The 21266-nt window shown below is 64.2% G+C and carries 20 protein-coding genes; 11 read left to right on the top strand and 9 right to left on the bottom strand.

Features of this window, described 5'->3' with window-relative positions; all coding sequences use genetic code 11:
* Nucleotides 1-44 precede the first annotated feature (44 nt).
* Genes AAD018_RS16990 through AAD018_RS17020 form a run of 7 tightly spaced genes read left to right on the top strand, consistent with a single transcriptional unit; the run spans nt 45 to nt 5267 of the window.
* Nucleotides 45-1982, top strand: coding sequence for an AAA family ATPase (locus AAD018_RS16990; protein WP_367315653.1), 1938 nt, complete (start codon nt 45-47; stop codon nt 1980-1982).
* The gene (locus AAD018_RS16995; RefSeq protein ID WP_367315652.1) at nt 1979-2296 is read left to right on the top strand and encodes a hypothetical protein; all 318 of its coding nucleotides are present in this window, start codon (nt 1979-1981) and stop codon (nt 2294-2296) included. Before AAD018_RS16990 ends, AAD018_RS16995 begins: the two co-directional genes overlap by 4 nt.
* Before the next feature lie 4 nt (nt 2297-2300).
* Nucleotides 2301-2618, top strand: coding sequence for a hypothetical protein (locus tag AAD018_RS17000; RefSeq protein ID WP_367315651.1), 318 nt, complete (start codon nt 2301-2303; stop codon nt 2616-2618).
* The gene (locus AAD018_RS17005) at nt 2605-2955 is read left to right on the top strand and encodes a hypothetical protein (RefSeq protein WP_412005311.1); all 351 of its coding nucleotides are present in this window, start codon (nt 2605-2607) and stop codon (nt 2953-2955) included. Before AAD018_RS17000 ends, AAD018_RS17005 begins: the two co-directional genes overlap by 14 nt.
* Nucleotides 2956-2992: 37 nt before the next feature.
* Nucleotides 2993-4336, top strand: a complete 1344-nt coding sequence (locus AAD018_RS17010; protein ID WP_367315649.1) for a DUF6638 family protein — start codon at nt 2993-2995, stop codon at nt 4334-4336.
* 3 nt (nt 4337-4339) lie between these two features.
* Entirely contained in the window at nt 4340-4621 is a 282-nt protein-coding gene (locus AAD018_RS17015) for a hypothetical protein (protein ID WP_367315648.1), read from the top strand.
* A 7-nt stretch (nt 4622-4628) separates the two neighbouring features.
* Nucleotides 4629-5267: a DUF1523 family protein gene (locus tag AAD018_RS17020; RefSeq protein ID WP_367315646.1), complete on the top strand. Its 639-nt coding sequence runs from the start codon at nt 4629-4631 to the stop codon at nt 5265-5267.
* 80 nt (nt 5268-5347) lie between these two features.
* On the opposite strand, the gene AAD018_RS17025 is transcribed toward AAD018_RS17020, so the two are convergent.
* The 3 genes from AAD018_RS17025 to AAD018_RS17035 form a co-directional block, all read right to left on the bottom strand.
* Nucleotides 5348-7687: an aldehyde dehydrogenase family protein gene (locus tag AAD018_RS17025; RefSeq protein ID WP_367315645.1), complete on the bottom strand. Its 2340-nt coding sequence runs from the start codon at nt 7685-7687 to the stop codon at nt 5348-5350.
* Between the two features lie 60 nt (nt 7688-7747).
* Nucleotides 7748-8746 (bottom strand): deoxyribose-phosphate aldolase, encoded by a 999-nt coding sequence (gene deoC / locus AAD018_RS17030; RefSeq protein WP_367315644.1) that lies wholly within the window; start codon nt 8744-8746, stop codon nt 7748-7750.
* Nucleotides 8747-8822: 76 nt separating this feature from the next.
* On the bottom strand, nt 8823-9668 hold the full coding sequence (locus tag AAD018_RS17035; protein ID WP_367315643.1) for a helix-turn-helix transcriptional regulator: 846 nt from the start codon (nt 9666-9668) through the stop codon (nt 8823-8825).
* Between the two features lie 128 nt (nt 9669-9796).
* Between AAD018_RS17035 and rpe the strand changes: the two genes are divergently transcribed.
* Entirely contained in the window at nt 9797-10474 is a 678-nt protein-coding gene (gene rpe / locus AAD018_RS17040; RefSeq protein ID WP_367315642.1) for a ribulose-phosphate 3-epimerase, read from the top strand.
* A gap of 673 nt (nt 10475-11147) precedes the next feature.
* On the opposite strand, the gene AAD018_RS17045 is transcribed toward rpe, so the two are convergent.
* A complete protein-coding gene (locus AAD018_RS17045; protein ID WP_367315641.1) occupies nt 11148-12230 on the bottom strand; it encodes a hypothetical protein in 1083 nt (360 codons plus the stop codon).
* Nucleotides 12231-12355: 125 nt separating this feature from the next.
* Here AAD018_RS17045 and AAD018_RS17050 point away from each other — a divergent pair, with 125 nt between their 5' ends.
* Nucleotides 12356-13030: a response regulator transcription factor gene (locus tag AAD018_RS17050; RefSeq protein WP_367315640.1), complete on the top strand. Its 675-nt coding sequence runs from the start codon at nt 12356-12358 to the stop codon at nt 13028-13030.
* The gene (locus tag AAD018_RS17055) at nt 12996-13970 is read left to right on the top strand and encodes a sensor histidine kinase (RefSeq protein WP_367315639.1); all 975 of its coding nucleotides are present in this window, start codon (nt 12996-12998) and stop codon (nt 13968-13970) included. Before AAD018_RS17050 ends, AAD018_RS17055 begins: the two co-directional genes overlap by 35 nt.
* An 89-nt stretch (nt 13971-14059) precedes the next feature.
* Here the strand turns inward: AAD018_RS17055 and AAD018_RS17060 are convergent, their stop codons facing one another.
* Genes AAD018_RS17060 through AAD018_RS17075 form a run of 4 tightly spaced genes read right to left on the bottom strand, consistent with a single transcriptional unit; the run spans nt 14060 to nt 19769 of the window.
* Nucleotides 14060-14905, bottom strand: coding sequence for an NAD-dependent epimerase/dehydratase family protein (locus AAD018_RS17060; protein ID WP_367315638.1), 846 nt, complete (start codon nt 14903-14905; stop codon nt 14060-14062).
* Between the two features lie 12 nt (nt 14906-14917).
* Nucleotides 14918-16099, bottom strand: a complete 1182-nt coding sequence (locus tag AAD018_RS17065) for an NAD(P)/FAD-dependent oxidoreductase (RefSeq protein WP_367315637.1) — start codon at nt 16097-16099, stop codon at nt 14918-14920.
* Nucleotides 16096-17712 (bottom strand): hydantoinase B/oxoprolinase family protein, encoded by a 1617-nt coding sequence (locus AAD018_RS17070; RefSeq protein ID WP_367315636.1) that lies wholly within the window; start codon nt 17710-17712, stop codon nt 16096-16098. Before AAD018_RS17070 ends, AAD018_RS17065 begins: the two co-directional genes overlap by 4 nt.
* Entirely contained in the window at nt 17709-19769 is a 2061-nt protein-coding gene (locus AAD018_RS17075) for a hydantoinase/oxoprolinase family protein (RefSeq protein WP_367315635.1), read from the bottom strand. Before AAD018_RS17075 ends, AAD018_RS17070 begins: the two co-directional genes overlap by 4 nt.
* Nucleotides 19770-20037: 268 nt before the next feature.
* On the opposite strand from AAD018_RS17075, the gene AAD018_RS17080 reads away from it, so the two are divergent.
* Complete coding sequence (locus tag AAD018_RS17080; RefSeq protein WP_367315634.1) at nt 20038-20523, top strand: hypothetical protein; 486 nt, start codon at nt 20038-20040, stop codon at nt 20521-20523.
* A gap of 140 nt (nt 20524-20663) precedes the next feature.
* Here the strand turns inward: AAD018_RS17080 and AAD018_RS17085 are convergent, their stop codons facing one another.
* Nucleotides 20664-21257, bottom strand: a complete 594-nt coding sequence (locus tag AAD018_RS17085; RefSeq protein WP_367315633.1) for an Isoquinoline 1-oxidoreductase subunit — start codon at nt 21255-21257, stop codon at nt 20664-20666.
* Nucleotides 21258-21266 lie beyond the last annotated feature (9 nt).

Here is a 21266-nt window from a genome sequence, read left to right on the forward strand (position 1 = left end):
TCCTTGCGGAAAGGTACTTAGAGCAAGATGTTGAAGGAGATCCAATGACCCAATCGAGCGATCAGATGGAGCTTCGGGAAGAGGCGGTGGCGGGGCAGTATGGGGCGGCGATGGCGCTGCTTGATGGGTTCGATCATTCGCCCCGGATCGCGGCGGCCAAGGAGGTTGCGCCGCGGCTGGAGCGGTCTACGGGGATCGGGACGCGGCGGCGGTTTCGGTCGACGACGCCGGGGCTGGTCACGCAGCGGACGGCGCGGCCCGAGGGGGTGCATCTGATCGAGCGGATCGAGGGAGCGGATGCGGAAGATGCGCTGACCTCTCCGGTGCAGGCCGCCGTGCTGCAGGATCTGCGGCGGGCGATCGCGATCGCGCTGGCGCTCGGCGACGAGCTGTCGGAGCGGACGGGGCTGGCCGATCTCAAGCGGGCCAATCTGGAAGGCTCGCTCGGGGCGGACAAGAAGCGCGACTTCACCGAGATGCTGGCTGCAGAGGCGCTGGCCGTGACCTATGTCTTTGCGTCGGCGACGGCGTTTTTGCTGGCCGATCATGCGGGATCCGAGACGGTCGAGATTGGCGAGGTCGAAGAGCTGCTTGTCGAGAATGCGCAACTGGCGCTGCACGGCGTGCTGTGGGAGCTTGACCAGGATCTGGGCCTTTTCGCGAGCGATGACGCCAAGCTGGTGGCGACGGTTCTCGCCTTTGCCGAAGCGCTTATGGAGAAGGTGGCGCAGCGCGCCTCGACCACCGGGCGGCTGGAGCCGTTCGTGGGTGCCTCCTGGCGGGTCGAGGCCGATGATTTCGCAATCAACGGGTTTACGCCGGCGCGGGCGGCCAAGGGCTCGACCCTGACGATGACGTTCAAGAAGCCGAACGAGGTCGTGGGCAACCATATCGCGAAATATCAGGCGCTGCGGCTCAGCAAGATGCTGATGGCCTATGATTTCGAGCGGCGATTGAACCCCTTTGCCGATCTGGGCGGGTTCATCTTTACCTTCATGGGGGACGGCGCTCCCGGGACGGGCAAGACGACGTTGATCCAGATGATGGCCGGGCTGATTTCGGGCTATTGCGAGACGGCGGGCTATCCGTTCCGCTATCAGAACCTCAGCACCGACAATATCGACAGCTATCAGGGCAAGTCGGGGCAGAATGCGAAGGCCTTTATCAACAACGTCATCGATCCCGGCGTGATCGGCTTCGGGACGATCGACGATATCGACCAGCTGGCGGGCAAGCGGGGGGACCGGCAATCCTCGGCGGGGCAGCTCGAGATTACCGCCGTGCTGATGGAGAGCTTTGCGGGCGCCAATACGGTCGTGCGGGGGAATTGTACGTTCGGGATGTTCTCGAACTATCCGGAGAATGTGGACGACGCTCTGCGCCAACGGGCGGGGGCGCGGTTCCTCGTGGACGGGCCGCAGACCCGGGAGGATTACATCGACATCCTTCATCTGCTGATGGGCCGGAACCACGATATTCCGGTGGGCGATCACGAGGTATTCGAGGCGCAGGAGATCAAGAAGGCGGTGTCGGCCAGCTTTGCCAGCCATTCAAAGCCCCACGAGGAGGGGCTGGTCCGCGTCTTCGACCGGGTGCAGGGCGAGATCGGAGATCTCGATACGATTGCCAAGCTGGGCACGTATCTGAAAGCGATCCAGGAGGCGGATGAGCGGTTCACCGGGCGGGCGATCAAGAACATCACCGATGCGGTGAAGGTCCGGGCGATGGATTTCGAGCTGCCGGATGAATGGATGGAGGAGCCGGATCTGTTCCTTTTCAAATCCTATGACGACAAGAAGGCGATGATCGAGGAGCTGCGCGTTCCGATCACCACTGAAATGGTGATCCAGGAGATCAACCGCTACGCGGACAGCGAATTCCGCTATGCCGACAAGTCCGACGAGGTCGCCATCGACAATGCGGTGCGCGACATGGATCGGATGGAGGAGGCCAAGCGGCGCTACCTGGAGACGCGGGGGTGAGCGAAGAGGCGATTCGGATCGGGATGGCGGGGCTGTGTGCGGCCGTGTTCGTTCTGGTGGGATCGGACAGGCTCAAGAATCGGGAGGGCGCGCCGCTGGGTCAGCCTTTGTATACGGCGGGTCTGATCGGGGCGATCCTGATGGTCGCGATTGCGCAGATCCTGTCCTTTCTCGCGCTGCGGCTGATGGGGGAGGATCCGGGGCCGCTTGCACAGACCCCCGGGCAGGCGGCGCTTGCCATCTTTGGTGCGGCGGTCGTGGTCGATGTCGTGCTCGTCGCCTTGCGCGAGCGGCGGCGGCGGCAGGCGGAGTAGCGGGATGGCTGTCCTTGTCACCTTGCTGCTGCCCGTGGCGATCGGGATTGCCGTCACGATGGCGACCGAGCGGCGGATCGGGCTGGAGGATCTGGGCCTTTGGCGGGATCTGGTCGCCCTTGGCGCGGGTTTTTTCGCGGTGGCCTTCTACTATGCTGCAACAGTGGCGGTTTTTGACGGCGCCTCTGGTTTCAATTCGGCGCTTGAGGCCACATTTTATATACTGAGACTGACGGGACTGACCCTCGCGCTTTGGGGTCCGGGGGCGCTGATCCTTCTGGCGCTCAGGCCGCAGTCCCCCTGGAGAGATGACGATGATTGACAGCTTCACCACCAGCCTGTTGGGACCGGCGCTTATCCTTGCGGCGATGGGATGGATGGTGCCGCGCGTTCTGGGGCAGATCTTTCCCGAAGGCGTGCGGCCTTTGGTCTGGCTGACGCTGCTTTCGGCGGTGATCCTGTTCGGGCTGAGCATCGTCGCCTTCGTCGTTCTGTATCTAGCGCAGGATATCCCGATCGGCACCCTCTTCGAGCCGGGCGGGATCGAGACGATGGTGCATTTCTCGCGCATCGCGGCCCTGTCCGGGCTCTTCTGGGGGCCGGTCCTGCTGCTGACCGTCTCCTCGATGCCCCGCCGCTGGAAAGAGGCGGAATGGTGAGGTCCCGGCTCTTTCGCCAGGGCAAAGGCGGCGGCCTATGAGGCGGCTAATCGAGCGCGGGCTGATGTTCGGCAATCTGGTGGAGGTCTCTTCTCCGGTACTGGTCGAGCGGTACAATCGCGCGCTGGAGCATCTGACGGGGCGGCGGACCGAGCTGACGGAGTTCCATATCGATCTGTCGGGCTATTCGCCTGAGATCGGGCATGAGCTTGGCGATGAGATTTACCTCAACCACGAGGGCGTGAACCGGCAGTTCATTCTGCTGACCACCGATCAGAAGACCGCGCCGCTGCTGAATGTGAAGTTCTCGACCTCGCGCGGGGTGTTGCGCAAGTTCATCGAGGAGAACGAGGCGCAGCTGTTCGCGCTGACCGCACGGGATGCGGTGGCCGGGGAGCTGGTCAATTCCATCTACGGGGCCGAGACGCCCGCGCGGCTTTTCGATATCCGCAAAGTGAAGGTCGAAGCCGACACGACAGGCGGCGCCGTCCGGCAGGCCGCACGTCTGCGCGAGAAGATCCAAAAGTTTCGCACCGTCGAGGATGCCTGGTACGACGATGTCCTGATTGCCGAGATGATCGATATCGCCAAAGCGACGGGCGATGTCTCGCGCAATCCGGTGACGCTGAGCGAGATGGAGTTCGAGCAGGGCAACTTCTGGACAGCGCATTTCGGCGGGCTTTACGTGATGCGCGATGTGGCGCATCCGGCGGTCATCGCGGCCGGTCCCCGGGACGGTCTGGAGGACCTGCCGGTGGAGCGGGTGCTGGATTTTTCCGAACGGACGGGGATTGCACAGTTCCTGCAGGAGAACGGTCTGGCGGAGTCGCTCATCGAGGCGCGGGGCCTCGATGCGTCGGCGGTTCTGCGGCAGAAGATGGATTTCATCATCGTCGATATTGCAGGGCATATGGGCGCCGATCTAAGCCAGACGACACGGGCGGATATGCGTGCGTTGGCGCGGCGCTACCGCGACCGGTTGCCCGAGGCGTTCCATGGCCTCTCCGCATTGTTGCGCTGGGCCGAAAGCGACGGGCCCTGGCCCACGATCACCAGCGAGCATCCGGCCTATTTCTACACGCTGCGGGCAGCGCGCCATCCGGATGCGGATCTGGTCAACATGCTTCTGGCCGAGCTGTGTCCGCTGGATATCCGGCAGCTGTTCATCTGCCACAAGGAGGCGTTTTACGCCGCCTATGCGGACTGGCCGGAGGCCAAGAAAGAGTACGTCGCGCGGTTCCTCGAGAGGGAATACGCGGTCGACAAGGCGGGTGCGCGCGATGCGCTTTTCGGGCATGACGCGCCGATGGAGGAGCCGCAGCAGATCAAGGCTCCCGACCTTATCGAGCGGGTCGGTCCCTGGGGTTCGGTGAGGAGATAGGTCATGGTGTTCATTCGGTTTCTCGTCATCCTGCTGATCGTTCAGACGGTGGTTTTCGTGTGCCTGTCGATCTATTCCCGGCTGGCGCGCCGCGAAAAGCTGGAGACCGAATTCGAGGCGCGGCGGGCCATGGATCCCGCCTTGACGCCTGCGGCCAAGGACAGCTTCATCCGGGACGGGCTGGCCGAATATGACGGATCGATGCGGCGCAAGCTGATCCTTCTGGTCTATGTGGTGCCCATCGCGGCGATCGGCACTATCATCTACACCGTGAACCACATGTGAGGCGGCAATGGTCTTTTATCTAAGATGGATCTTCTGGGGGAGCGTGGCCGTCATTCTGGCGTCGTTCCTGTACTACACGCTGCCGCAGACCGATGTGGTCCGCGTTGTCGAAACCGAGGTGCGGCGCGTCGATCTGGGCGGGGAGAACACGCTGTTCTGGTCGCAGCCCGATAGCGGTCAGGCGGTCAACGATACGCGCGACGTCTTCTTCATCCAGACGGTGCAGCGCAACGGCAAGCCGATGGTCTATCGCAATGAGGATACTGGCTGGAGCTGGCCGCCCTATTTCAAGTTCGACACGGCCAACCTTCAGACCGAGGCGAGTTCCCTCCGGTCACCCGATCCCAATAACGCGCAATGGGCGGCTATTGGGCATTACGGTGTGCGGATCCCTTACCTCTCGATCTATCCCAATGCGATCTCGATCCGTCCTGTCTCCGGTCCCGATGTCACGATCGTGCCGTGGATCGCGATCATTTGCTGGTTCTTCGTGATCTCGTTCATCTGGTACGTGACGGCGCGCTGGATCCGCTTCAAGCGAAGCCGGATCTCGCCAGCGCTCGACCGGCTGGATGCAAAATACGACGATACGACCGGTCGGATCTCGCGCTGGCTGGGGACGTGGCGCAGCAAGCCGCGGGGGTGAAAGGATTTTCTAGAAAATCCTTAAGAGCAAAATCTTCTAGAAGATTTTGAGGTCCAGATTTTTCTAGAAAAATCTGCCGCCTAGCCTTCGCCGTAGGGAGTCCAGATCGTCTTGATCTCGGTCGCGGCCTCCAGGAAGGGGCGCGCGTCGCTCAGGTTCCAGTCGCGGGTCTTGCCGTGATTGACCCAGCTGCGCTTGAGATTGCCGGCGGAGGCCTTTTCGATCTCGGCCGAGATGTCGGAGGAGGAGAAGCTCCAGACGGCATCCACATCCATGTGGCTGGCGAGCGGTCCGGCAAGTTCAGTGTGGCTGCCGGTCAGGATATTGACGACGCCGCCGGGCACGTCGGACGTCTCGAGCACCTGGATGAGCTCGCGCGCGGCCAGCGGGAAGGGCTCGGAGGCGACAAGCACCGACCGGTTGCCCATGGCCATGGCCGCGCCCATGACGCTGACCAGCCCCAGAAGCGGCGCGTCATCGGGGCAAAGCGCGCCAATCACGCCGACCGACTCGCGCATCGCAAGCGCCGTGCCGCGCATCGGTACCGGTTTGGCCGCGCCGTCAAGCTTGTCGGCCCAGGCAGCATAGGTGAAGAGCCGCTGGATAGATTGCTCGACCTGCGCTCCGCCGCCTTTGCCGCCTTGCATGGCGTCAAGCACCGAGGCGATCTCGGCCGCGCGGGCGGCGAGGTTTTCGGCGATGTAATAGAGGATCTGCGCCCGCAGATGGGCGGTCGTCTTGCTCCAGCCCTTGGCGGCATGGGCCGCTTCGACGGCATTTCGCACGTCCTTGCGGTTGGCGAGCGAGCTGTGCCCGAGCAAAGCGCCCTTGGGCCCGTGAACCGCGCGGGAATAGCCGCCATCGGGCCGGGCCTGCTTGCCGCCGATATAGAGCTTCGCCGTCCGGTCGAGTGCCCCGGTGCCTTCGTCCTTGCCTTCGAACGGCGTAATCGGCTCAAGCGATTTGCTCTTGCCGACAGGCCGGGTGTAGGCCGCAAGCCCTTCCCATCCGCCTTCGCGTCCGAAGCCGCTTTCGCGCACGCCGCCAAAGCCTGCGGCGGCGTCCATCATGTTCGTGCCGTTGATCCAGACGATCCCGGAGACGAGCTTGGGCGCGATATCGAGCGCGAGGTTAATGTTTTCGGTCCAGATCGTCGCGGCGAGGCCATAGCGCGTGTTGTTGGCGATCTGGATCGCTTCGGAGGGCGTGCGGAACGTCGTGGAGACGAGGACGGGGCCGAAGATCTCCTCTTGCATGAGTGGATCGGCGGGCGAGAGGCCAGAGATCAGCGTCGGCGGATAGAAGGCACCGTCGGCGGGCAGCGGCGTGGCGGCGCGGTGGATGTGACCGGCCGTGTTGCTGTCGACCATGCGGGTGATGGCCTGAAGCTGGACCGGGTCGATGATGGCGCCGATATCGATCGCCTTATCGAGCGGATCGCCAATCCTGAGCCCGTCCATCCGGGCGCGCAGCTTGGTGTGGAACCGCTCCGCGATATTCTCCTGCACCAGAAGGCGCGAGCCTGCGCAACAGACCTGGCCCTGATTGAACCAGATCGCGTCAACCAGCCCTTCGATGGCGGAATCCAGATCGGCGTCGTCGAAGACGATATAGGGAGACTTGCCGCCCAGCTCGAGCGTCAGGGCCTTGCCGGTTCCGGCGGTCTGCTCGCGGATCCGGCGGCCGACTTCGGTGGAGCCGGTAAAGGCGATCTTGTCAACCTCAGCCTCCACCAGCGCGGCACCGGTCGAGCCGTCTCCAGTAACGATATTCACGACGCCCGGGGGAACGCCCGCCTCTGCGCAGATCGACGCGAAGAGGAGCGCGGTTAGCGGCGTATATTCCGCCGGTTTCAGCACGACGGTATTACCCATGGCCAGCGCTGGCGCGATCTTCCAGGCGAGCATCAGGAGCGGGAAGTTCCAAGGCACGATCTGCCCGCAGACGCCCAGCGCCTCGCGGCCCGGAAGCTCGTCTTCCATCAGCTGCGCCATGCCTGCGTGATAGTAGAAATGCCGCGTCGCGAGCGGGATATCGATGTCCCGGCTCTCGCGGATCGGTTTGCCGTTATCGAGCGTCTCTAGCACCGCAAAGAGCCGCGACTGCTTTTGCAGGATCCGCGCGATGGCATAGAGCACCCGCGCCCGTCCGTGCCCACCCAGAGCCACCCAGTTCGGCTGCGCCTTGCGGGCGGCCTTGACGGCGGCTTCGATATCCTCGGCCTTGCCCAGCGTGACCGCCGCGAGCGTTTTTCCCGTTGCCGGGTTCTTCGTCTCGAAGGTCTCGCCCGGCTCGGTGAAAGCGCCGCCGATGAAATGACCAAACCGCGCGCCATTCCGATTGATCCACGCCAGCGCTTCGGAGGCGCTTTCGGGCGCGGGGCCGTACTCCATCGTCTCGAAGATTTCCTTGACGGTCATGGCGCAGCTCCCTGCTTCATCTTGTCATAAATATGCAAATCCGGCGTTTCAGTCTGCGCCTCACCCGATCGCATGGCGCCACCCGGCGGAATAGGCGCCGGTCACATGATGCTCGAGCTGGCGCTCGATATCGCCCAGAAGGGAGGAAGCCCCGAACCGGAAGAGATCGGGCTGCAGCCAGCGGTCCCCGAGCTCGTCTTTCATCATCGCCTGATAGACGAGAGCGTCCTTCGCCTTTGAGATCCCGCCCGCGGGTTTGTAGCCGACGCGGATCCCAGTGCGCTCGTGATAATCGCGGATCGCGCGGATCATCGTCAGCGTTACCGGAAGCGTGGCGTTGACCGGCTCCTTGCCGGTGGAGGTCTTTATGAAGTCGGCCCCCGCCATCATGCAGACAAGGGAGGCGCGGGCTACATTTCGGAGCGTTCCCAGCTCTCCGGTGGCGAGGATCGCTTTGACATGCGCTTCGCCGCAGGCCTCGCGAAAGGCGCGCATTTCGTCATAAAGCGCTTGCCAGTCGCCGGTCAGGACATGGCGGCGCGAGATGACGATGTCGATCTCGTGGGCGCCTGCTTTGACGCTTTCCTCGATCTCGGCGATCCGCAGATGCAACGGAGACAGCCCTGCCGGAAAGCCGGTCGACACGGCGGCAACGGGAATGCCGGTGCCGTGCAGGGCCTCGACCGCGGTCTCTACCATGTCGTGGTAAACGCAGACCGCACCCGTCGTGATCCCGTCCATGCCGAGCGCCTCGAGCAGGTCGGCCCGCACCGGTTGGCGGGCTTTGGCGCAAAGCCTGCGGACGCGGCCGGGCGTGTCGTCCCCCGCCAGCGTGGTCAGATCGATGCAGGTGATCGCCTTGAGCAGCCAGGCCGCTTGGTAGTCCTTCTTGACCGACCGGCGCCCCGGCAAGGTCGCGGCCCGACGCTCGATGGCCGACGTATTGGCCTGCACGGCCCGCACCCAAGACAGGTCCAGCGGCAGGCCGGGATTGCGAGTCTCGACGGGCTGCGGAAGATGGGATGAGGCGGTCTGAAGCGCGGTATCGGTTTGCGACATGGGAGGCGGGGTCCGGCCTGGAAGGAATGTCCAACTCTTTCACGGCCCGTCCGCCACTTCAAGATGAGCCGCGAGGTCAGACCGGCGTCACAAGGTGCCGCTGCCGCTGACGTCTGTAGGCATGGGGCGTCAGGCCGTGCTGGGCACGGAAGAGCCGGTGGAAATGGCTGAGATTGGGCAGGCCGCATTCCTCGGCGATCTCGGCCAGGCTGTCCTCGGTTCCAACGAGGCGGCGGGCGGCATGCTCCATCCGGATCCGGTTGATGTATTCCGACGGGCTTTGTCCCAAGTGGCGACGCGCCGTGCGGCTGACATGGGCATGGGCGCGGCCGCTGGCGCGGACGAACCCGGCGGCGCCGTCGCGAAAGACCTTGGGATCGCGGGCGGCGGCGCAGGCATCGATAAGCCAGTCGGGCGCACCTTCGCTCACCCCGCTCGCAGCGGGCATCAGGTCCCCAAGAAGCGGCAGGAGAAACGCCTCCGCCTCGAGCGGTGTGCGCGCGCCGGTTTCCAGCATCAAAGCGTTGCGCGACAGATCGGCCAGTTGGCGGCTGTCACGGCGATGCCGTGCCGGCAACGTGTCCTCGGACCAGAAGAACCGGCCGTTCAGACTGTCATGACGATGCCGCAGTGGGGTCAGGACCGTATCGGCGAGGATGAGGTTGACCATATGCGTCTCCTCCCCCCGCCCTTGCAGTCCGTGTACGTCACCCGGTCGGATGAAGATGAGATCGCCTTCGTCCAGCTCCTGGACCTCGCCGTTGATCTTGTGCCGGGCGCGGCCATGCTGGATCCAGAAAACCTCGTGGAAATCATGGCCGTGCAGGCGAGTCTGACGGGTGCGCGGCAGGATGGACCGGCTGAAATGCAGCGCATCCCCGGGAGCGAGGATATCCTCGCTGAGAATCTGGATAATCGACATGGTGTCAGGCTATAGCACTCGTGCTGGGGTTGTATCAGACCCGGTGCGACATTTCGGCAAGGCGCCGCCGGTCGTGACAATCCGGCTGAGACATCGCACAAGGTCAGGGTCTGATTCAGGGGGTTGCCATGCCATTCGATCGTTCGCTCAAGATCGCGCCGTCCATTCTGGCGGCGGACTTCGCCAATTTCGGAGCGGAGTGCCGGGCGGTTGAGGATCAGGGCGCCGATTGGGTGCATATCGACGTGATGGACGGCCATTTCGTGCCGAACCTGACCTTCGGCCCGCCGATGGTCAAAGCGTTGCGTCCGCATGTGAGAACGGTGCTGGACGTGCATCTAATGATCGCGCCGGTCGATCCTTATATCGACGCCTTTGCCGAGGCTGGAGCCGATATCATCACCGCCCATGTCGAGGCCGGTCCGCATATCCACCGCACGCTCCAGGCGATCCGCGGCGCGGGCTGCAAGGCGGGCGTGGCGCTCAACCCCGGCACCCCGGCAAGCGCGGTGGAGCATGTTCTGGATCTTATCGATCTGATCTGCGTCATGACGGTCAATCCCGGCTTCGGCGGGCAGTCGTTTATCCCGCTCGAGAGCAAGGTCGCGACCCTGCGAGAGATGATCGGGGACCGCGAGGTCCATATCGAGATCGACGGCGGCGTCACACCGGACACCGCTCCCGGGCTCGTGGCGGCGGGGGCGGATGTGCTTGTTGCCGGATCGGCTGTCTTCAAGGGCGGATCTGCCGAGAGCCCCGGCCCCTATGGTGCGAATATGCGTGCGATCCGCGACGCTTGCGGTTGAAGGCAGCCGGTTCGGATCCTCTCGATGAGAACGCCACCGATATGTGCTGAACATGCTGCACAAGATCTCATCCAGCCCGACATTGGCCACTGATCTATCCACGCATAATCGCGGGGTCGGTTAACCTTAAAATCGGTTAAGGTTAATACATTTCGAGATAGAGGACCTGAGTATTATACTCTGCGCACCTCTCTTTCGACCTGTCCGTTTCCTCGGTCTTGACGCTACTTCTATTCTCGTTTCCCGGCCTCTCTTCCCGACCAATGACCGCATTAACTTAGCGCGCACTAGTTGCCGCGCAGAGTGACCTCAACGCAGGGCGCTCTGTACGGCCTCTTGTTCATCAGGCATCGCTTACTCGCAGCAAACCGATGCCACTCACGCTCTGAATTAACCTTAATGCGTCGATAACCGGTCGAGCCTCGAAGACCTCCAAGCTGCACCTCCAGCGTCGCCGCTGACCTCGGCACAAATTAACCTTAATGCCCGCGCCTGCCGCGTCGCATCGAGGTCACTGCCGACGGTACCACCACATATTAACCCTAACGCCTCACTTCGAGAAACAAGAGCCACGCTCTGTCCTCATCTTGCTTGAAATACCTCGGGGGGCGTCAGCGACAGCTGACGTGGGGGCAGAGCCCCCTCCCCGCTTGCCGCTTACAATCCCGCACAATCAGGGCGCTTCCCAATCGGTGCCAGCCAAAAGCCGCTCGGCCTTTGGACTGGGAACCGACACGGAGGGTCTGGTCCGGTTATTCCCTTTCCAGTCGGTCGAGATCCCTCTGCAATGCAGGTATCCGGCCCTTGGCGTTACCGAAAGCGGCGTCGGCAGGCCCTCGATGTCATGTATGTCCCAGCTTTGCCGTCCAAGCAGACTGTCCGGACGCAGCGCGTATTTCGTCGGGCTGCCGGGATCCTTGGCGCGCTGCCGGATATGGTCCTGGTGGCGATAAGGCCCTTCGCTGTCCTGAGGCGGGCTGTGCCAGAGCCCCTTGAACCGGACAAGACCCAAGCGGCTTTCGGCGGCGCGGTCGAAGATCGAGCCACCCTCGCTCCAGACCAGTTCGTCGATATCGCATTGCAGCACGGCCCGCGCCTGTCCCAGAAACCGCAGCCGCGCGATATTGAGCAGCGCGGTCTGCAAGAACTTCGTGCGCCGCGCATAGGGCGGCGTGCCGCGAGGGCCGTAGGGGAACGGGGCGGGCACGACGAGCACCTCGCGCAGGCCGGTGGCGCGGAGCGTCGTCTCGATCTCCTCGATGCTGGTGGCCGTGGAGCCGTTATCGAAGAGCAGCATCGCCTCTAGACCGTGATGCTGGATGTGAAACCGCGCAAAATCGGCGAGCCAGACCAGATCGTTATCCTTGGAGATCGCGACATGGGCGTTCAGGCCCGCGAAACGGTCCGTTTCGAGCGGCGAGATCGGGCAGGTAAACCCGTGATCGCCCGCCTCGAGCGCCAGTTCGGATCCGGTTCCCTCCAGCTCGACCACATCGTGCCTGCGATAGCTTCGGATACGCAGGACCGGCGCCGCCTGCCCGTCGATACGCATCATCACGCCGCGCAGAAGATCTTCGAAATTCAGCAGTTTGGGGCAGACAAGCCATGTCCGGTCTGGACCTGCAATCGCGTCATACCAAAGCGTCGTCGCATCGAACGCGGCCTCGTATCCCTCCGTCCGGTGACTTTCCGGGACGGGGATGTCGCGGCGCAGATCGGTGCCATCGAGCGAGGCGCTGGAGAGGGTCGGGCTCATGGGCGTCCGCCTAGCATGCCTGCACGAAATTTGCACATCCGGCACGGGCGCTTTTGCAAAACATCTTGCGCACTTTCCTTGGCAGACAAAGCGCGCCACTCTGCGCCCCGTAAAGGACCCCGCCCGTGACCGAAATCCTGATCGTCGACGATGACCCGGCCATCCGCAACGTCTTGAAGATCGCCATCGAGCAGGCGGGCTATGGCACGTTCGAGGCCGCCGATGGCGATGCGGCTCTGCGGTTGGGCCAGAGCGGGCGCGCGGGGCTGATCGTGCTCGATATCGGGATGCCCGAGCGGGACGGGCTCGAAGTGTGCCGCGAGCTGCGCAAGAGCTCCGATGTGCCGATCCTGTTCCTGACCGCCCGGCAGGACGAGATCGACCGGATCGTCGGGCTCGAGATGGGGGCCGATGACTATGTCTCCAAACCGTTTTCGCCGCGTGAGCTGGTGGCGCGGATCAAAGCGATCCTCAAGCGAGGCCAGCCAACGGCCGATCCCATCCTGCGCCGGGGGCGGCTGACGCTCGATCCGCACCGGCATCTGTGCGAGATCGGCGGGGCCTCGGTCACGCTGACCGCGCGCGAGATGGAGATCCTGGCCAAGCTGATGAGCCATCCCGACCACGTCCTGGCCCGGCCGCAGCTGGTCGATGCGGTCTACGGCACGAACGTGAATGTGAGCGACCGGACGCTCGACAGCCATCTGCGCAACCTGCGCCACAAGCTGGACGAGGCGGGCTGCATCGATGCCATCGAGACGGTGCATGGCGTGGGCATCCGGATGGGGCCGTGCGCCTGATGCGCTGCCGTTGACCGAGATCCGCCGCAAATGGCGCCCGTCGCTGGCAATCGTTCTGGGCGGCACGCTTCTGGCGGTGCTTGGCACGCCGTTTGCGGGCCTCTATCTGGCGCGCCTGCTCTCCTATCCCATGACCTGGACGAAGGCCTATGCGGTCCTTGCGGTGGGGCTTTTGATCACGGCGGTGCTAGGCTTCCTGCTGTGGCGGCTTCTGCTGCGCCCGATCCGGGAGCTGGCGACGCGCGCCTCTGCGATCAGCCGGGGGGCGCCGATCGCGCCGCTGGATCATTACGGGACGTCCGAGCTGCGTGATCTGGGCGGGACGGTCCTGCGGATGGGGCATGTCCTGCAGAACCGGGAGGCGACGATCCGCGCTTATACCGATCACGTCACGCACGAGCTGAAATCGCCGCTGACGATCGTGGCGGGAGCGGCGGAATTGCTCGAAGGGGATGTGGACGAGGCAACGCGGATCAAGCTGGCCGGTCAGATCGCGGAGGCCGCCACCCGGATGACGCGACTTGTCGATGTGCAGCGCGACTGGGCGCGGGCGACCGAAGGCGCGCGGGGGTTCGCGCGGTTGTCGGAGGCGATGACCGGGCACGCCCTGCCGATCGAAGTTGCGCGCGATGGCGAGGTGCCGCTCTCGCCGGAGGCATTGATGCTGGTCCTGACCCATCTGGCGCGCAACGCGGCGGAGGCAGGCGCGAGCCGTCTGACGGCAGGGGTCGAGGATGGGCTGCTGTGGGTCGAGGATGACGGGCCGGGGATTTCGGACGGCAATCGGGACCGGGTCTTCGATCCCTATTTCACCACCCGGCGCGACACTGGCGGCACAGGGATGGGCCTTGCGATCCTGAGGCGGCTGATCGATGCGCAAGGTGGGCAGATCACGCTGGCCCCGTCGCAAGGCGGTGCCCGGTTCGAGCTGACGTTTTGACCGGGCGGAACACGCCCCGGACTTGATCCGGGGCCTCTACCTGTCCTCGCGCGCGGAGGTCCCGGGTCAAGCCCGGGACGCGACAGTCCTCAATTGGACTGCTCGCCCAGCTTCTTGATCATGGCGACGCCGCTTTCGCCCAAAGGCACGATGGCGAAAGGGCCGCCCAGCCGCATCTGGGAGGGGTCTTGCGGATCGGCCGGGCGCGCGGTGGCGATGACTGTCTCGTAATAGTCCTCGGCGTTGTCCTGCGGTTTGTAGCCGAGATAGGCCGCTTGATGGTTGTTCACCGGCGACCGGTCGTTGTTGGAGACGCCGTAGACCGGCGTAAAGCCAACGGTCGGCGTGTTGAGAGAGCGCTCCACCAGCCGGATCAGGTCACCGTAGCTGAGCCAGGTGCCCAAAGCGCGCATATTGGCGGGCTCTGGCTGGCAGGAGAAGATGCGCAGGCACACCGCCTCGAGACCGCGTTTTTCCCAATAAAGACGCGCCAGATCCTCGGTGAAGCATTTGCCGAGGCCATAGAATGTATCGGGCCGGTGCGGCGCGGTCAGGTCGATCCCGTCGGCTGAGGGATGCATACCGACCGCATGGACCGATGAGGCATAGACGATCCGGCGCACGCCGTGCTTATGGGCGGCCTCCCAGATGTTGTAGGAGCCGACGATACTGGGGCCGAGATGCTTCTCGAACGGCGCCTCGTCGGGGATGCCTGCAAAATGGACGACCATGTCGGCGCCTTCCATCAGCGGCAGGACCTGATCCATCTCGCCGATATCGGCCTGAGTGAAGGTCTCGCCATCGTGCAGATCCTCGGGGCAGTCCGAGATATCGACGGACAGCAGGTGATCGGTCATGCGCGAGAGCGGCTCGCGCAGCTGGGAGCCCAGCGCCCCGCAGGCGCCGGTCAGGACGAGTTTCTTGAAAAGCGGCATGGGCAGGGTCCTTCAGATGACGGCAGGTTCGAGAAGCGGTTGGCGCGCGGCGATCCGGTCGTAGCCGAGCGGCGCAAGGTCCAGCGTCTGGTAGCTGCCGGTTGCGATCAGCTCGGCCAAGCCGCGGCCCATGGCGGGCGATTGCTGAAGGCCGTGGCCGGAAAAGCCGTTGCAAAGATAGAAGTTCGCAAGATCCGGCGTAAGCCCGACGATCGCGTTGTGATCGAGTGTGTTGAGCGCGTAGTGACCGACCCATTCGCTGGAGACCTTGATCCGCTCGAACGGCGGAATGCGCGCGGCCAATGTGGGCCAGACATGGTCCATCCAGATATCCGGATCCATGTCGAAATCGTCATAGGCCGCCCCGGCCCCGGCCTTATCCATGCAGCCGGCCAGATAGCGGGTGCGGCTGTCAGGGCGGACATGCACGCCGTTGGGGGTGATGGTGAGGGGCAGATCGACGGGGAGCGGCTCTGCGGTGTCGAAGACGAAGGAATAGGCCCGGCAGGGGGCGACCGGCACGTCGATCCCGGCCATGTGCGCCACTTGGGCGGCGCGCGGCCCGGCGCAGTTGACGAGGGCGCCTGCGTCGATCCGGGTTCCGTCGGCCATTACGACGCCTCTCACGCGGTCGCCGTCGCGCGGGATCTCGACCACCTCGCCTGTCCGGCGCTGGACGCCCGCGGCCTTGGCCTGCTCGCGCCAGATGGCGAGGATGCCGTGGCCGTCGAAATAGCCTTCACCGCTGGCGCCAAGACTGCCCATGACGAGCCCTTCCGTCGACATGAAGGGGAAACGCTCTTTGATCTCCTGCGGCTCGAGCAGGAGGGTATCGGCGCCGAGCAGGACCTGAACGGCGTGGTTGCGTCTGAGTTGCCCGGCGAACTCTTCATCGCCTGCAAGATAGAGATAGCCGAATTCGCGGAATGGCATATCCGGGGCGTCCGCGCCGAGATAGTCGCGGGAATTGCGGATGAAATCGACGCCGAATTGCGAGACGCGTACGTTGATCTCGGTTCCGAATTGCTGGCGGATGCAGCTGTTGGTGTGGGTCGTCGAGGCGAATTCGTAGGTCGGATCACGTTCGACGATCAGGATGGATCCGTCGAAATCCGGATGGCGCGAGAGCCACCAGGCGACGGAGGATCCCATCATCGCGCCGCCAATGATGACGATATCGTAGGTGTCGCTCATGGCTCTTCTCCATAGGTGCGGCGCGCGGCTTCTGCCGAGATATAGCCGCCTTCGATGTCCCGCTCTATGGCCTCGCGCGGTCGCTCTGCCGGAGGACCGTAGCCGCCGCCGCCAGGGAAGGCGAAGCGGACGGTCCTGCCTTGCGGGATCCGCTGTTTGCCTTTGGCGCGAAGCTTTGTTCCATCGCTCAGAGCGATCTCGGTCGGCGCGCCGTTCCTGCCGCCGTCCCGGCCACGCGCGGGGTGACCCACGCGGTCGAGCATGGCTGAGAGATCCATTTGCCAGCCGTCGCGGGCGCCGACTTCCATATATTGCCCAAGGCCGCCGCGTTGGCGCCCGGCGCCGCCGCTATCGGGGCGCAGCTCCTTGCGGTGGATGATGACGGGACCGGCCTGTTCGGTCGCCTCGACGGGCATGGTCATCACGCCGGAGGGGAAGGCCGTCGCGTTCAGCCCGTCATGGGCGGGCCGCGCGCCGGAGCCACCGGAATTGAAGGTCAGGATTTCGGCGCGGGCATTGTCTGGCCCCTGCAACGAGAGCTGGAAGTTGCAAAGCGCCCCTGCCCCCTCGGCCGGGATCTGACCCGGCAGGATCTGGGCAAGCGCGTCGAAGACCGCGTCGGGGATCAGGTGCCCGATCACGTGCCGCAAAGAGACCGGCGCGGGGCGCGGCGCGTTCAGGATCGACCCTTCGGGCGCGGTGATGCGAAAGGGTTCGAGCGATCCGGCATTGTTTGGGATCTCGGGTGCGATGGCGCATTTGAGCGCGTAGCAGGCATAGGCCTTCGTGTAGACCATCGGCACGTTGATCCCCTTGGGGTCAAGGCCGGAGGTCCCATCAAAGCTGCAGGCGACATGGTCGGCTTGAGTGCTGAGCTGCACCTTCAGATCGACCGGAGCGGCATAGCCGTCGATCCGCATAGCGCCGGTCGCCTGTTGCCGGGGGAGCGCCGCGATCCGCTCGATGGTGGCTGTTCGCGAGGCGGTCCGGATGTGGTCCGAGATTGCGGTGAGATCGGCGATGTCGAACTCGTCCATCATGCCCAGAAGGCGGGCCATGCCGACATCGTTGCAGGTTGCCAGCGCGTGCAGGTCGCCGATCAGTTGGTCCGGCACACGGGTATTGGCGCGGATCAGCGCCAGCAGCGTCCGGTCGGGGCCTGCCGCCGTGGCGAAGCGCATGATGGGGATCTGGAGCCCTTCCTCGTAGACTGAGTTGCCATCGGCTCCGAAGCCGCGCCCGCCGACATCGACGACATGGGCGGTGCAGGCGAAAAAGCCGACGAGGCCGCCGCGAAAGACCGGGGTGACGACGGTAATGTCGTGCAGGTGCCCGGTGCCCATCCAGGGATCGTTGGTCAGATAGACGTCGCCTTCGGCCATTTCGCCGATTTCGCGGATGAAATGGGCGACCGCGTCGGCCATGGCGTTCACGTGGCCCGGGGTTCCCGTAACCGCTTGGGCGAGCATGCTGCCTTGCGCATCGTAGACGCCTGCGGAAAGGTCGCCTGCCTCGCGGACGGACGGGGAGAAGGCGGTACGGATGAGCGCCTGGGCCTGCTCCTCCACGATGGAGATGAGGCGGGTCCACATGACCTGATGGGCGATGCTCATGTGGTTCTCCGGATGTCGATTGTGCCGTCGGCGCGGCCTGTGGCGGTAAAGCCTGCAGGGACGACGATGGTGGTTTCGCGTTCGGTCAGGAAGGCGGGGCCGGCGCAGGACGCGCCGTCGGTGAGGGCGTCGCGCGGGACGACCTTGGCGGTGGCCGCGGCGCCGCTGGCCGGGTCGATGAATGTGCGGAGCGACTCCGGTTTGACTGGCGCACCGTTCATGGCGGCGGGCACGGGCGGAGCTTCGGTTTGTGCGGTGCGGACTTCGACCGCCCAGGAGGTGACCTCGACCGGCAGGTTTTCGACGGTGCGGGAGAAGAGCGCGCGGTAGGTTTCTTCGAAGGTCTCCGCAATCTCTTCGACCTTGGGCGCAAGGCCGGGCAACCGCACGGGGATATCCCAGCCTTGCCCGACATAGCGGACTTGCGCCGTCACCAGGCGCTCGACCTCCACCCCGGGCGCACAGGCCTCGACGATGGTGCGCGCCTCGCGATTCAGGTCGTCCAGCAGGTCCGCCACCGCGCCCGCATCGAAGCTGTCCAGCCGTTCGGGCCGGGAGCGCGCCGCCTCGAAACTGACCGGCGCGCGCAGGAACCCGATGGCCGAGCCGACGCCTGCGCCCTTGGGCACCAGCAGCCGGTTGATGCCTAGCTTTTCGCATAGCCGCCCGGCATGGAGGGGGGCCGCGCCGCCGAAGGCGATCATCGTGTAGTCCGCCGGATCTTCTCCATTCTCGACGGCGTGGACGCGGGCGGCATTGGCCATCGTCTCGTCCACGACCTCGGCCATGCCGCGCGCGGCTTCGGTCGCCTCAAGGTCCAGCGCCGTTCCGATATGCGCGGTCATTGCTGCCTCGGCGCGGTCCGGATGCAGACGGATCTCGCCGCCCGCGAAATTCTCGGGGTCGAGCTTGCCGAGGAGCAGGTCTGCGTCGGTTACGGCGGGGCGCTCTCCGCCCTGTCCATAGCAGGCCGGGCCCGGTTCGGATCCGGCGCTTTCGGGACCGACCGCGATGCGGCTCAGCGCATCGACCGATCCCAGAGAGCCGCCGCCTGCTCCGATCTCGACCATGTCGATCACAGGGATCGAGATCGGCATGCCCGACCCTTTCTTGAACCGATAAGAGCGCGCGACCTCGAAAACGCGCGCGGTCTTGGGCGCGCCGCCCCGGATCAGGCAGATCTTGGCGGTGGTCCCGCCCATATCGAAGCTGAGCACGCGGTCCAGACCATGCCGCCGCGCCAGATCGGCGGCGAAGATCGCGCCGCCCGCCGGGCCGCTTTCCACCAGCCGGACGGGGAAGAGTGCCGCCTGATCCAGCGCCATGATCCCGCCGCCTGAATGCATGAGAAAGACCGGGCAGCCCGCGCCCGCCTCGGTCAGGCGCCCGGCGAGGCGCGTCAAATAGGCTTCCATCAGCGGGCGGATATAGGCATTGGCGCAGGTGGTGGAGAAGCGCTCGTATTCGCGCATCTGCGGCGAAACTTCGGACGAGATCGAGATGGGAATGCCGGGGAGGGCTTTGCTGAGCGCTTCGCGCAAGGCCTGTTCGTGGGCGGGGTTGGCATAGGCGTGAAGCAGACCGATGGCGATGCTCTCGTAGTCCTTTAGGCGCTCGGCGAGGGCGGGTACGGCGTCGAAATCCAAGGGCGTCAGCTCGCTGCCATCGGCGAGGAGGCGGCCCGCGATGACATGGCGATCCTTGCGTGGGATCACGGGATCAGGAAGGACAAGGTTCAGATCGTATTGCTCGAACCGGCTTTCCGTCCGCATCTCGAGCACGTCGCGGAAGCCTTCGGTGGTGACGAAGGCAGTTTTTGCTCCGCGGCGTTCGATCAGCGCGTTGGTCGCGAGGGTTGTGCCGTGAATGATCCGCGTGAGATCGGAGGGTGTGATCCTCGCTTCGCCGGTCAGACGCGCGAGACCGGCCATGATTGCATCGTCGGGCGCGTTATGGGTGGTCAGAACCTTCAGCGTCCGCGATGTGCCCGCGCCCTCCAGGACGAGGTCGGTGAACGTGCCGCCGATGTCGACGCCGAGATGCCAGTCTTCCGCCATGCCGCGACGCTAGACCGGGGCGCGGGCGGAGGAAAGATGGTTGCGGCTTCGCGTGGCAATGACTGCGTTTAATCTTCTAGGCGACAGCATTGAATGATCGATGGTCGCTGGCTTCAGAGCGCGATTTGATGCCGATCCGTTTGCGACTTTGGGTCAATTGCACAGGGAGCTCGCGCAAGGAATATCTCGAATGCCTCCTTCGCTCATCGGTGGCTCGTGATGGAAGAGCGGGCTTTTGAGCGTCCTCCGCTAAGGCTATCCTACCCATATGAATAAAATTTTACGTTATTGCGCCTTCGGGGGCCTGCTCTCTGCTGATCTTGCTCTGGCTTGCCAACCAGATCCTGATTTCGCTTATGACGAGGTTGCCTCGCAGGATATCTCGATCGCCATCGCGTCCGTTGTCGATGTCGAGATCGTGGGCACGGACGCATCGTGCTGGCTGGTTGAATACGAAAAGGCAGAGTACCTGTTCGGCTTGGGTGATCAGGCGTTTTCCGTGGCGACGTGTGCAGATGAGTTCTTTCAGATCGAAGCTCTGACGTATGAGGCCGAAGGTCTGGAGTATCTTGGCTTCGTCCCCGGCGCAGACGTGCTGCTTGGACTTGTGAAAGCCGGGGAGGATGCCAAAGATCTGAGATATGCGGTTCCTTCCTGCTGGGGACCGCTTCATTTCAATTTGGATAAGCTGTCGGACGAAGAGCGGACTGCGTTGCTACAGAACATCCAGACTCAGATTGAAGGGGCTCGTTGAACGTCTCGTCCGCTCAACGGATATCGATGACTGCCGTGATAAAAGCTGGAACCGGTTGGAATCTGCGTACGATTTCAAATGGATCGCAGCATCGTGTGGCCTGCCCCCCGAGACTGTCGCCTTGGGGGGTTGGGGTTAGCTTAGCTTGGGCAGACGGCTCCGGTGTCGATCCAGGCTCGGGTGAGGTCGCCGAATTCGGCTTGGCTGCCGGGGGCAGGGGTGCGGCCCTCTCCGGGGTCCCAGGCCCAGCCGACGAGGCCGTCATTGGCGTTGTGATCGTGGATATCCTCGAGCGAGCGGTCGCCGTTGCGTGCGGGGTCCTTGAGCTGGGCGCAGATCTCTCCCGGGGTCAGGCCAATCCAGCCCATAGAGGCAGGCGCGAGGTGCCAGGGCTCATGGCCGGGGATCGAGCCCTCGGCGCCGGTGAAGGACACATTGGACGCGCTGTGGCAGGTCGAGCATTCCATCCCGACGATGCCCATGCCCGCCTGACCGCCACGAATGACGATCGGATGGTGAATCTCCATGTCGTCGCCCTGACGGGGGTTTTCGCTGACCGGGTGGCAGTTGAGGCAGCGCGGGTGCTGGATCACCTTGGTCATTTCTTCGAACAGCGCGACCGAGCGGTCCGCCTCGTTCTCGATCCCCTCGAACTCGGAGACAGGGCGAAGGTCTTGCGCCATGGCGGAGCCTGCGGCCAGTGCGAGGCCGAGCGCGATTGTGATGACTTTCATGATCTTCTC

It is taken from the genome of Aestuariibius insulae (assembly GCF_040783535.2).
Taxonomy (GTDB): Bacteria; Pseudomonadota; Alphaproteobacteria; order Rhodobacterales; family Rhodobacteraceae; genus Aestuariibius; species Aestuariibius insulae.